General features: G+C 72.3%; 4 protein-coding genes and 1 pseudogene. All 5 read left to right on the top strand.

Annotated elements, in window-relative coordinates:
- Positions 1–1,616 precede the first annotated feature (1,616 nt).
- Positions 1,617–1,910: pseudogene (locus QM779_RS09705) on the top strand (hypothetical protein); the annotation flags it as partial.
- A 78-nt stretch (positions 1,911–1,988) separates the two neighbouring features.
- A complete protein-coding gene (locus tag QM779_RS09710) occupies positions 1,989–11,261 on the top strand; it encodes a DUF5979 domain-containing protein (RefSeq protein ID WP_428538387.1) in 9,273 nt (3,090 codons plus the stop codon).
- 106 nt (positions 11,262–11,367) lie between these two features.
- On the top strand, positions 11,368–12,756 hold the full coding sequence (locus tag QM779_RS09715; protein WP_428534625.1) for a DUF4032 domain-containing protein: 1,389 nt from the start codon (positions 11,368–11,370) through the stop codon (positions 12,754–12,756).
- Between the two features lie 63 nt (positions 12,757–12,819).
- Positions 12,820–13,719 (top strand): hypothetical protein, encoded by a 900-nt coding sequence (locus QM779_RS09720; RefSeq protein ID WP_428534627.1) that lies wholly within the window; start codon positions 12,820–12,822, stop codon positions 13,717–13,719.
- Positions 13,716–14,078, top strand: coding sequence for a GntR family transcriptional regulator (locus tag QM779_RS09725; RefSeq protein WP_428534629.1), 363 nt, complete (start codon positions 13,716–13,718; stop codon positions 14,076–14,078). The genes QM779_RS09720 and QM779_RS09725 overlap by 4 nt, the downstream gene beginning before the upstream one ends.
- The last annotated feature ends 10 nt before the right edge of the window (positions 14,079–14,088 follow it).

The raw sequence follows: 14,088 nt of genomic DNA on the forward strand, positions 1-14,088 counted from the left end.
CGTCCGCTTCGAGGTGCGCCGGGTCGTGAACGGCACCGCCGTCCAGTGGGAGCGTCCCGCCGACCCGAAGGTCGTCGTCGTCCTCACCACCACCCGCCGCGCACTGCTGGTCTTCGGCACCAACGGGGCCACCGACACCCCGGTGCCGAGCACCCTGCCCGGCATGGCCACCGCCCCCGGCGAGTCCGTCCAGGGCCTGACCACCGACGAGCTGGAGGTGGACGGGGTCGCCGCGTGGCGCACCCAGACCGGCAACGCCTACACCGGCAGGGCCACCGACACGGCCACCACCCTGTTGCTGCACCGGACCAACCGGATCACCGTCGAGAAGACGCCGGGCCAGGGGTCCGACTCCGTCGCCCCTCGCTACGACCTCAACGCCACGATCCCCTACCAGGTGAAGATCACCAACAGCGGCGCCTGGGCGATGACCGGGCTGGCCATCTCCGACCAGATCAGTCCGGTCGGCGGGAGTTCCCCGCTGGTCCCCGCCGACGTCGACCCCGTGTTCACCTTCACGGTGAACGGGTCGGCCGTCACCGGGTTCGCCGCCGCGCTCGACACGACGACGGGGCAGCTCCAGGTCACGGTGCCGAGCGGCTTCGTCCTCGGCGCGGGCCAGGTGCTCCTGATCACCACCAACCTGCGCTTCCGCGACCGGCTCGCCGCCGGCACCACGGTGACGAACACGGTGGACGTGCGCACCGACCGCGACTTCGACCAGTGTTCGTACACCACGGACGCGCAGGCGCAGACGCCGACGACCGCCGTGGCCGACTGCTCGTCGAGCACCACCGTGGTCGCGGCCGCGTCCACCCCGATCACCGTGTCGAAGGCCGTGAAGGGCTCTGCGGCCGGCGACCCGGCCGCCGCCGAGGGCGAGGCCAACCACGACGACCTCGGCGTCATCGCGGTCGGTTCCGCCACCGCGTCCGCCTGCAGCACGCCGGACGCGGACGGCTACTACACCTACCCGTGCACGCCGATCACCCGACCCGGCGGCGCGGAGACCTGGCGGCTGTCCCTGTCGAACAACGGCAACGTCGCGGCCAACGTCGTCAGCGCGATCGACGTGCTGCCCGCTCCCGGCGACACCGGGGTGATCGTGAGCACGGCGCGCAAGTCCCGGTTCGCCCCCACGTTCCTGGGGAACATGGCGGTGACCGGCCTCGACGGGCTGCCGTCGCACTCGTACACGCTGGCCTACTACTACTCGACCACCGCGCCGAGCGCGGCGTGCAACAAGGCCGACATCGCCAACGACACCAAGCCGGGCGGCCAGACCACGTGCGGCACCACCTGGGTGCCGTTCACCAACGCCACCGCCGCGAGCACCCTGGCCACGGCGCGGGCGATCAAGGTCCTGCTCGACCTTTACCGACCCCACCGACGGCCTCGAACCGGGTACTCCGTTCACAGTCTCGTTCGACACCCGCACGCCGGCGTCCGCCCCGGTCGCCGACTCCAGCACGCTCGAGCCGATCGCCTGGAACTCGGTCGCCGTCGGCTCGCGGACCGCCGACTCGGCCAGCTACCCCGCCCGCGCGTCCCTGGTCACCGAGCCGCGCAAGGTCGGTGTGGCCATCGCGAGCGGGCAGCTCGACCTGTCCAAGACCGTGGTCGCCCCGAGCGACGCGACCTGGCTGTCGTACCTGCCCACGTCCTACGACGCCACGCTGGCGTGCACGTCGCTGGGCCAGGAGGTGGCGCTGGCCAACAGCTCCGGCAGGGACGTGGCCACGGTGACCCTGCTCGCCGACGGCACCGTCGTGAACTACAACGGCGGCCACACCGTCAACCTGCCGTGGAATTCCACGTGCGCGGTCAGCGAGGCCAGCCCCGGCCAGGGCGCGACGGCGTCCACGTCCGCCGACGTGGTGGCACTGCGCAGCTACGCGGGGATCGCGAACGTCGCCAACGGCTGGAGCGGGACGGGCCCGACCGCGGCCCTGAAGGTGACCAACACCTACCCGGCGGCCGGGTTCACGGTGACCAAGGCGGTGGCCGCGTGGCCCGCGCAGTACGCCGACGGCTCCGCCGTGGTGTTCAAGGACTTCACCTACGCCGCCAGCTGCACCTTCCTCGGCCACGAGGTGCTCGCCGCGGCCGACCGCACCTTCAGCCTGCGGGACGGGGGCAGCAAGCAGTTCACCGTGCTGCCCACCGGGGCGACGTGCTCGGTCACCGAGACCTACGCCGCCGGGGCGGACGCGACCAGCGTCCGCACCTCGCAGGGCGGCACCGAGGTCGACAGCGGGACCGCGACCACCTCCTTCACGCTGGTGCCGGGCGGCGCGGACGCGACCGCCGTCGCCTACACCAACACCTTCACGGCTGGCTCGGTGACCATCACCAAGGCGATCACCGGCGCAGGAGCGGACGCCTGGGGCGACCAGGAGTTCACCGCCCAGCTGGTCTGCACGCACGCCGACGCGAACCCCGCCGAGGTGTACCGGGCCACGAAGACTCTGTCGAAGGCGACCACCCTGAGCTGGACGGTCGACCACCTCGCCGCGGGAGCCCACTGCCAGGTCACCGAGACCGCCGACGGCGGCGCGACCGCCACCACGATCACCGGCGGCAGCTTCACCGTCGACGCCGGCACCCCGGCCGCGGTCACCGTGACCAACCGGTTCGGTACCGGCAAGGTCACGGTCACCAAGACCGTGCAGGCCAACGGCGCGGCCACCACCGCCTCGCCGTGGGCCGACGGCGGCTTCCCCGTCACCCTCACCTGCACCCGCCAGGTCAACGGGACCACCGTGCCCGTGGTCGTCCCCGGCGGAGCGACCAAGACCCTGACGAAGGCCGGCTCGTGGACGGCGACCTGGGACGGCCTCCCGACCAACGCCACCTGCGCGGTCGCCGAGAACGTCGCCGGCATCACCGGCGTCACCGGGCAGCCCGACCCCACCGTCACGGTCTCGCCCGCGTCCGTCACCGTTCCGGACGCCTCCGGCGCGGCGGCGGTGAGCGTGGTGAACAACTACCGCGCGGGCACGCTGAAGATCACCAAGACCCTGGTGGGGGCGGGCTCGTCCTTCTTCACCGGCGCGACGTTCGGGGTGTCCTGCACGCTCGGCGGCTCGGTCGTGTTCACGCAGGCCGGCATCCCCGTCCCCGCCGGCACCCTCACCTCCGGCGCGATCGGCCCGCTGCCGTTCGGAGCGTCCTGCACGGTCACCGAGACCGCCACCGGCGGGGCGGACGCCACCCCGGCGCCCCAGGTGGTCACGATCAGCCCGGACGACGCGACCGGCGACGTGACCACGGCGGCCTTCACCAACACCTTCTCCGCCGGCACCCTCACCGTCACCAAGTCGCTCGCCGGCGACGCGGCCGGCGAGTCGTGGGCGACCGGCGGCACGTTCGTGGTCGCGGTCAGCTGCGGCACCAGCGCGACGGCGTCCTTCACCCAGAACGTCACGATCACCGGCGCGGGCAGCACGACGCTGATGAACGGTGCCAGCCCACGCCTGTTCCCGGTCGGCACCCGCTGCTGGGCGTCCGAGACCACGACCGGCGGCGCGACGAGCTCCGCGGTCAGCGCGACCAGCTTCGCCACCGGCGTCGCGGTCACCGTACAGAGCGACCCGACGGTCGCGCAGGCGCTGGGGATCACGGCGACGAACACCTACTCCTACGCCGGCCTCACGGTGTCGAAGACGGTCGCGGGCACGACACTGGCCAAGGACCAGGACGGCAACGGCCTGACCTACCCGACGTCGGTCGCGTTCACGGCGAAGTGCACGTTCAACAACGCCACGGCGACCTCCACGGTGCTGAACAGCAGCTTCACGATCACCGGCACCGGTGACGGCACGTGGGGCTCGAAGACGTTCGACAAGCTGCCCTCCGGCGCATCCTGCACAGTCACCGAGACCACCCCGGCGATGTCGCCCACGGTCAGCTACGTGGTGACCCGGACCGGCCAGACGAACGCATCGGGGACCGCGACGAGCGCCACGTTCACCCTGGTCACCGGGGTCGCGGGCGACAACACCGCCGCGTTCACCAACACCTACACCGTCGGCAAGCTGCAGCTCACCAAGAAGGTCAGCCCGACCGGCTCGGTGTGGGCCAGCGCGCCGTTCACGGTCTCGGTGCTGTGCACGGTCGGCTACCCCGCGGCCGGCACCTCGGTGTACGCGAAGACCTACACGTTCAGCACCAGCAGCGCGACCTACAGCATCGCGCTGGTCGACAACCTGCCCCGCGGCGCGTCCTGCACGACGACGGAGAGCAAGACCGGCGGCGCGAACACCACCGCGTACACCAACCAGACGGTCACGATCGCCACGAACACGACCAGCACCACCACGGTGACGAACACCTTCAACACCGGCTCGGTGAAGGTGACCAAGGTGCTGAAGGTGAACGGGGTGGCCACCACGGCCGAGCCGTGGCAGAGCGCCACCTACACCATGACGCTGTCGTGCACCCGCACGGTCAACGGCAGTTCCGAGGCGGTCGACCTGACCAAGCTGGCCGCGAGCGCCACCCAGGTGCTCAGCAAGGCGAACAGCTTCACCTACACCTGGACCGGGCTCCCCCAGGGTGCGACCTGCACGGTCACCGAGGCGTCGATCGACTACCCGAGCGGGACGCCCGCGCAGCCCGCGCCGACGGTGACCTACAGCCCGACCCAGGCCACCGGCGTGACGGTCGGCAACGGCACCACCGTGGCCCAGACCGTCACCAACGACTTCGCGTTCGGCAACGTCCAGATCGTCAAGACGCTGGCCGGTGACGCGGCGTCCGCCTTCGGCACGGGCGCCTTCACCTTCTCGGTGAGCTGCACGCTCGAGGGCACGACGGGCACGGTGTTCAGCCAGACCGGGATCACCCTTTCGAAGGCGTCCGGCCTGACCTCGTCCGCGATCGGCCCGATCCCGAAGGGCGCGGTCTGCACGGTGACCGAGACCGGCACCGCGGGAGCGACGTCCGTCGACCCGACGTCGAAGGCGGTCACCCTGGACGCGATCGAGGCCGGCGGGACGCGCACCGCGTCCTTCACCAACACGTTCGACTACGCCGGCTTCACGGTCACGAAGGCCGTCGACAACGGCGGCGCGGTCGACCAGTCCGGCACCGGCATCACGTACGCGGCGACCTACCACTTCTCCGCGACCTGCACGTTCAACGGTTCCACCGTGCTCAGCGTGTCCGACTTCACGCTGGTCGACGGCGGCTCGCGGGCCTTCGCCAACCTGCCGGTCGGCGCGTCCTGCCAGGTGGTCGAGACGAGCACGGGCAACGCGCACGCCTCGTCGGTGATCACCCAGAACGGCACCGCGTCGGGGAGCACCGACGGCGCCACGAGCGCCGCGTTCACCCTCGTCGCGGGCCAGTCGCCACTGGAAGGGACGTCGCCGGCCGCCTCCGTCGTCGCCTACACCGACACCTACACCGTCGGCGGCCTCGACATCACCAAGGCGGTCGCCGGTGCCGGGGCGTCGGCCTGGGGCACCGGACCGTTCACCGTGAGCCTCACCTGCACGCTCGACCACGACGCGAACTCCGCCACGGCAGAGATCACCGTGTTCAGCGCCACGCACTCCCTGGCCGACGGCCAGACGTGGTCGGTGCGCACGCTGCCCACCGCCGCCCACTGCGCGGTGAGCGAGACGAAGACCGGCGGAGCCAACACCACCGTGGTCAGCCTGCCGTCCCCGACGATCACCACCGCGGTGCAGGCGGTCACGGTGACCAACACCTTCCACACCGGCTCGGTGCAGGTCACCAAGGCGATCGCCAACGGCCTGGGCACCCGCTCGCCGTGGAAGGACGCGACCTACGAGTTCACCCTGGCCTGCACGAAGGACTTCGACGGCGACGGCACCGCGGAGGCGATCACCGTCCCCAACGCGGTGAAGACCGTCACCGGGCCCGGGTCGGTGACGTGGACGGGCCTGCCGCAGGGCGCGTCCTGCGCGGCGACCGAGACCGGCACCACCTACCCCGCGGGTACGCCCGCGCAACCGGCGGCGACCGTCACCTCCTCCGGCGGCGTCACCGTCGGCAACGCCACCACCGTCACCCAGACCCTGACGAACACGTTCTCGACGGCGAAGGTGAACATCGCCAAGACGATCGCGGGCACCGGCGCGACCACGTGGGGCACCGGACCGTTCGTCTTCTCTGTGCAGTGCACCCTGACCGGTTCGGGCACCGTCTTCGGGCCGACGGCCGTCACCCTGACCCCGACCGCGGGCCAGACCAGCCTCACCTCTGCCGACCTCGGCCCGATCCCGCAGGGCTCCGACTGCGTGGTGACCGAGACGGACGCGGCCGGCGCCGCGCCGGTCAGTCCGGCCGGCAAGGTCGTCACGCTGGCGGCCGTGCCGGCGGACGCCACGACGACCGCGTCCTTCACCAACACGTTCGACTTCGCAGGGTTCACCGTGTCGAAGGCGGTCACCAGCGACGCCATCGACGCCGACGGGCACCCGATCGCGTACGACGCCGCCCACTTCACCGCGTCCTGCACCTTCCGTGGCAGCGAGGTGATCACTGCCCCGGCCGACGCATCGTTCACCCTGGCCGCCGGCGCGACGAAGACCTTCACCGGGCTCCCCACCGGAGCCAGCTGCACGGTCACAGAGACCGGCACGTCCGGGGCGGCGAGTACCGCGGTGGTGGTGACGCAGGGCGCGTCCACGAGCACCGGGACGACAGCCGCCACCTTCACCCTGGCCGCGGGCGGAGCGGACGCCACGTCCGTCGCGTTCACGAACCACTACACGGTCGGCTCGCTGAAGGTCACCAAGACCGTCGCCGGTGCCGGCGCCGACCTGTGGGGCGGGGGCACGTTCACCGTCCGCGTGGTCTGCACGCTCGCCGCGGCCAACCCCGACCAGGTGCTCGACACCACCCGTGCGCTGTCCAAGGCCGACCCGACCTGGACGATCGCCCACCTGCCCACGGGGGCGTCCTGCACGGTCACCGAGACGCAGAGCGGTGGCGCGAACAGCACCTCGATCACCAACGGGACGCCGACCATCGGCACCGCGACCACGGTCGAGACCGGCATCACCAACACCTTCACCCTGGGTGCGGTGACGGTGACCAAGGCACTCACCCTCGACGGGACCGCCACCACCGCGGCGCCGTGGACGCAGGGCAGCTACACCGTGGCCCTGGCCTGCACCCGTGACTTCGACAACGACGGCGTGGCGGAGGCGATCGCCGTTCCCGGCGGCGCGTCCCGCACGATCACCGGCGCGGGATCGGTGACGTACACCGACCTGCCGACCGGCGCGTCCTGCCAGGTCAGTGAGACGGCCAGTTCGCCGGCCGCCCAGGCCACGGCGATCAGCCCGAGCGGTGCCGTCGTGGTCGGCTCCACCCCGGCCGCCCCGCAGGTGGTGACCGTCACCAACGACTTCCACACCGCGACGATGTCGGTGCTCAAGCAGCTCGAAGGCGCAGGCCAGGCGAGCTTCGGCGACGGACCGTTCACCTTCTCGGTCCGCTGTGCGCTGGCCGGCGCGGCCGATCCCGTCTACACCGACACCGTGACGCTGTCCCGGGTGGCCGGCGGCACGGGCACCAGCCTGCGCGAGGACGGCCTCGGGCCGGTCCCGGTGGGCGCGGTGTGCACCGTCACCGAGACCGGGGCCGGCGGCGCGGACGCCACGCCCGCTCCGGTCACGATCACCATCGCCGAGGACGACACCGCGAATGTCGCCACCTTCACCAACCAGTTCAGCGCGGGCACCGTCTGGGTCACCAAGACGCTGGCGGGCGAGGCGAAGGACGAGGCGTGGGCGACCGGCGCAACCTTCGGCGTCCTCGTCACCTGCCAGGCCGAGGTGGACGGCGTCCGCGGCACCGTGTTCTCCCGTGCGATCACGATCGCCGGCGGCCAGCACGTCAACGTCACCGACGCGGACGGGCACGCCTCCCGCGTCCCGCTCGGCAGCCACTGCTGGGCCACGGAGACCGACAGCCAGGGCGCCACCTCCAGCGCGGTCACCCAGCACGACTGGGACACCGCGGCGGTGGTCGCCGGTGGCACGCCCGCGACCCTCCAGGCTCTGGAACTGGGCGTCACCAACACCTACGCCTACGCCGGCTTCACCGTGACCAAGGCCGTCGACGACGGCGGGGCGGTGGACGCGGACGGCGACCCGATCACCCGCCCGGCGACCTTCGGGTTCCATGCGGCCTGCACGTTCAACGGGTCCACCGTGCTGGACGAGGCGTTCGGGCTCCTCGACGGTGGCAGCAAGGCGTTCACGAAGCTCCCGGCCGGGGCCGACTGCACGGCCACCGAGAGCGGGGACGGGAACGCGGCGAGCACCTCCGTCCGGCTGACCCAGGACGGGACCGCCGGCGCGAGCACGACCGCGACCTCGGTCGGGTTCACGCTGGTCCGCGGCTCGGGCGCCGCCCCGTCCGCCGCCACGGTGAGCGTCGCCGCCTTCACCAACCACTACACCACCGGTGCGATCACGATCGCCAAGCACCTCGACGGCGACGGCGCGGACGCGTGGGGTGCGGACCAGCAGTTCACCGTGCACCTGCGCTGCACGCTCGACACCGACGCGGACGCGTCCACCCCGGCCGTGGTCGTGTTCGACGCCGGCCACGACCTGTCCGACGCCCTGGGGATGAGCTGGACGGTGGCGCACCTGCCCGCGGGAGCCTCGTGCGAGGTGACCGAGACCGCCACTGGCGGCGCGAACGACACCACCGTCTCCGACCCGACGCCCGTCGTCGGCGACGACCCCACCGATCCGGTGCAGGTCGAGGTCACCAACGCGTTCACGACCGGGACGATCGTGGTCCACAAGCGGGTCCAGGTGGACGGCGAGGACAGCGACGCCGAGCCCTACGCGTCCGCGTCCTTCGGCGTGAAGCTGTCCTGCGCGCGGCTGGTCGACGGGCTGTGGACCGGCGTCGACATCCCCGGGGACGCCTACCCGCTCGGGGACGACCTCGACGGCGTCCGGACGATCACCGGCTCGGGCAGCACCCGCTACGAGGGCCTGCCCACGGGCGCGGCCTGCCGGGTGAGCGAGACGGACGCGGCGTTCCCGCTGCCGGAAGACCAGGTCAGCATCGACGACGCGAGCCCGACCGTCGGGGTCGGCACCGACACGTCGGTCCAGGTCACGAACGACTACCACACCGGCACCCTGCAGATCGTCAAGCAGCTCACCGGCGCCGGCGTGCCGGACTGGTCGGCCGGCGACTTCACCTTCTCCGTGGCCTGCACGCTCGCCGACACGACCGGCACCCCCCACGCGGTCTTCTCGCGGTCGGGCATCGTGCTCAACCAGGCCGACGGGCTGTCGAGCGAGGTGTTCACCGGCATCCCCGTGGGCGCCGACTGCACGGTCACCGAGACGGCGACCGGTGGCGCCGACGACCCGGCCGGGCCGGTCGACGTGACGATCGTGGACGGGGAGGCGAACGTCGCGACCCTGACCAACGGCTTCGGCCTCGGCTCGCTGAAGGTCACCCTCGGCCTGACGCTCAACGACGTACCCACCACGGCGAGCCCGTACGTGGGCGGCCGGTTCACCGCGCAGGTGGTCTGCACCCGGGTCGTGAACGGCGTCACGGAGGACGTGGCCGTGCCCGACGGCGACACCTGGACCTTCACCGGACCCGGCTCGCACGTCTTCACCGGGCTCCCGGTGGGCGCAGAGTGCGCGGTGCAGCAGACCAGTGCGTCGCTCACCCCGCACGACGTGGCGTTCACCCCCCGCGCCCCGTCCGGACCGGGCATCGAGGCCGTCGACCCCTGGCCGGGCTCGGGCACGACCGCGATCACGGCCGACAACGACGACCCGAGCACGCTCGGGGTGGTGAACAACTACGTGACCGCCTCGCTGGTGGTGACGAAGCGGGTGCTCGGCGACGGGTCCGGGACGCACGCGACGTTCCCCTTCACCTTCTCGGTGTCCTGCACGCTCGCCGAGGACGGGGTGGACGTGCCGCACGACGTGTTCGACACCACGGTCACGCTCAGCGTCGCGGCCGGCCTGGTCAGCGACCCGCTCGGACCGATCCCGGTCGGCGCCGACTGCACGGTGACCGAGACCGGGGCCGGTGGGGCGACCATCACCGCCGACCCGGCAGAGGTGACGATCGCCGTGGGCGGCAGCGCCGTGACCATGTCGAACACCTTCGACGTGGGCTCGGTGGTCGTGGCCAAGGCGATCACCGTCGACGGTGAGCCGAGCTCGGCGGAGCCCTACGCCAGCGGCAGCTACACGGTCACGCTGGCCTGCACGGCCCTGGTCGACGGGGTGTCCGAGCCGGTGACGATCCCGGGCGGGGCGTCCCGCACGATCACCGGGGCGGGCAGCGTGGAGTACTCCGGGCTCCCGCTCGGGGCGGACTGCTCCGCGTCCGAGACCGGCAGCAGCCTGGCCATCCCGTCCGACCAGGTCACGGTCGGCGACGCGGTGACCGTGGGCACCGATCCGGCGCGGATCACGATCACCAACGACTTCCGGACCGGCTCGCTGGTGCTGAACTGGGCGGTGGCCGGCGTGGGGGCGCAGTTCGCCGGACCGGCGACGTTCTCCGTCACCTGCACGCTCGACGGCGCGACGGGCTGGACGTTCGCCCACGAGGTCACCCTCGACCCGAACGACGCGGACGCGCACACGCTCGCCGCGCCGGAGACGGTGGCGACGGCGACCTTCTCCCCGATCCCGGTCGGCGCCGTGTGCGAGGTCACCCAGACCGATGCCGCGGGCGCGGACCAGCTGTCCAGCGTGGTGGTCGCTTCCGGCACGGTGGACCTGGTGGCCGACGTGGTCAACGAGTACTCCGCGGGGACGCTGACGATCACCAAGCGGTTGCGGGGCGCGGACGCGTCCGCCCACACCCACACGCGGTTCCGGTTCACGGTGACGTGCACGGCCGCCGACGGCTCCACGTCCTACACCGACGTGGTCAGCATCGTCGGTGCCGGCTCGAGGACCATCAGCGACGACGATGGCCAGCCGCTGCTCTTCCCGGCGGGGACGAGCTGCTGGGCGAAGGAGTCCGACACCGGCGGCGCCGACGCGCACAGCGTCGACCACGACAGCGCGGCGACCGCGCTGTCGGTGGTCACCGGCCAACCGGCTTCGGTGCAGCAGCTGGTGGTCACCGCGGTGAACACCTTCAAGGACCCGGCCACCGCGGCCGGGAGCGGAGACCTCGCCTACACCGGCTTCGCCGGCGGCGGTCTGGCCGCGCTCGGCCTCGCGTTCGTGCTCGGGGGTGTCTGGCTGCTCCGCCGCCGCCGCGCCTGACCGCGTCCGCCCGACCGGCCTGGCGCGAAACCGGGGACGGTTCTCGTTCGCGCCACCGGGCCGGCGGGCCCGGCCGGGTTCCCCCGCCGGACGGCGGGTGGGACCGATGGTGTACAAAAGACGCGTGCCCCGGTTCCTCTCCTCGCGCCCGGACTCACGGCTGATCCCGCTGCCGTGGGAGCTCCCGCTGGCGCAGTGGCCGACCGAGCACCTGGTCGCGCTCCCCCGCGGCATCTCCCGGCACGTCGTCCGCTTCATCAAGGTGGGCAGCTCGGTGTACGCGGCCAAGGAGGTCATCGAGGACCTCGCGATCCACGAGTACCGGATGCTGACCGACCTGCACCGCACCGACACCCCCGCCGTCGAACCGCTGGCGGTCGTCACCGGCCGGGTCGGAGCGGACGGGGAGCAGCTCGACCCCGTCCTGATCACCCGGCACCTGGAGTTCTCGCTCCCCTACCGCTCGCTGTTCGCCCAGGGCGTCCGCCCCGACACCGTCGGGAGGCTGCTGGACGCGATGGTCGTGCTGCTCGCCCGCCTGCACCTGGTCGGGTTCCTGTGGGGCGACGTGTCCCTGTCGAACATCCTGTTCCGCAGGGACGCGGGCGAGTTCGCGGCGTACCTCGTCGACGCCGAGACCGCGGAGATGCACGAGACCCTCACCGCCGGACAGCGCGAGCACGACCTCGCGATCGCCACCACCAACCTGTACGGGGAGTTCTGCGACCTCGAGGCCGGGCAGATGCTGGACGCGTCCCTCGACCCCGCGAAGCTCGTCGAGTCGATCCTCACCCGCTACCGCGAGCTGTGGGCCGAGCTGACCGGCGTCGAGGAGTTCTCCGACGAGGAGGTGTTCCGGATCGAGAACCGGGTGCGGCGGTTGAACGCGCTCGGCTTCGACGTGGCGGAGCTGTCGATCGAGACCTCGCCCGACGGTTCGCAGATCAAGATCCAGCCGAAGGTCGTGGACGCGGGGCACCACACCCGGCGCCTGCTCCGCCTCACGGGGCTGGACGTCGAGGAGCACCAGGCCCGGCGCCTCCTGAACGACCTCGACACGTTCCGTGCCCGCACGAACCAGGGCCACGTGGACGAGGCGGTCGTCGCGCACCAGTGGCTGACCGAGTGCTTCCAGCCCGTCGTGACGGCCGTGCCGCCCGAGCTGCGCGGGAAGCGGGAGAGCGCCCAGCTCTACCACGAGGTGCTCGACTACCGCTGGTACGCGTCGCAGCGGCAGAACCGCGAGGTGCCGCTGGTGGAGGCCGCGCACGGCTACGTCAACGACATCCTCCGCCGCCTGCCGGACGAGGCCATGAACGACACCCGCCCGATCGGCGAGGAGCGCCAGCTCGCCAACCCCTACGACCCGTCCCAGGGCTTCATCGACGACGACGGGCCGATGCCCGTCGACCCGTGGGAGGCCGCGGCGGACGCGGAACCTGCCGTGCCCGCCGGTTTCCTCGACATCGACGCCCTCCGCGCCCGTCGCCGCTGACCCTCCTCGTTTTGTCGCAGGCTTTGCATTGCTACAGACCATTGACTTCTGTAGCATCTGAACATGCCGTTCGGTGCGACCACCCTCTCGCTCTTCACCCTCGCCACGCTGGTCCTGGTGCCGCTCGTCGGGGCGGCCACGATGTTCTGGCCCGCCTCCGTCGCGCGCAGGGAGCGACGGGTGCGGACCTGGGCGGAGAAGCACCTCGCCGTCCTGACACCCGACGTCGCCACCGCCGTCGACACCGCACTCGCGCGTCGGCGTCGCCTGGACGGCGTGTTGCTGCTCCTGCTCTCGCTGGTCGCCCTGCCGGTGGCGTTCGTCCAGGCCGGCGACGGCGTCGTGCGGGCGGTCGTGATGACGCTCTGCGTGTCGCTCGGCGTGGTCGCAGCCCTCACGGCCTCCTGGCAACTCTCCCGGCCGTGGTTCGAGGTGGGCCCGACCCGGTCCGCACGCCCGCGCGCCGTCAGCCTGAGGGACTACGTGTTCCCGCCCGTCCGCTGGTGCGCGTGGGCGTCCGGGGCCGTGTGCCTGGCCGGAATCGTCCTCGTCCTGCTGGCCGGGGCCCCGCCCGCCGTGACGGCGGTGGGGACCGCGCCGTCGATCGGCGTCGTGGCGTCCGTGCTGGCGTCGGAGTGGAACGGCCGGCGTGCGGCGAGGCGTCCACAGCCCGCCCGCGACGCCGCCGAGCTCTACGCGCTGGACGCCTGGCGCGCCGACGTCGCGGGGACCGCGTTCCAGGCGCCGGCCTGGTTCGGCGGCTACGTGACGATCGTCGTGACGTGGCGGTTCGTCCCTGACCCCGTGGCCTCCGCCCTGCTCCAGGTCGCGGGCGTGCTGCTGCTGGTGCTCTGGATCGCCACGAAGCGGATCCGGGCCTACGGGATGACCTGGACCCGGCACCGGCTCTGGCCCACGCTGGCGGACGGCGACACCATCACCGTCGAGGCGGCGACGGCGTGATCACCATCGACACCTCGCTCGCCGAGGCCCCCTACGACCAGATCAAGCGCCAACTCTCCGCGCTGGTCGCGGCGGGCGAACTGCACCCCGGCGACAAGCTCCCGACCGTCCGTCGGCTCGCCGACGACCTCGGCCTGGCCCCGAACACGGTGGCCCGCGCGTACCGCGAGCTGGAGGCGTCCGGCGTCCTCGACACCCGGGGGCGCGCCGGCACGTTCGTCGCGGGGGACGAGGCCGGCCGGGCGGCCCGGCAGGCCGCGGCCGAGTACGCGCGGCGCGTCCGCGAACTCGGTCTGAGCTCCGCGGAGGCGATCAGCCTTGTCGAGCGGACTCTGGGCGGTCGTGCGTCGCCGGGCTGAGGGCTCCAGC

Origin of the sequence: Propionicimonas sp. (genome assembly GCF_049840635.1) — a bacterium.
Taxonomy (GTDB): Bacteria; Actinomycetota; Actinomycetes; order Propionibacteriales; family Propionibacteriaceae; genus Propionicimonas.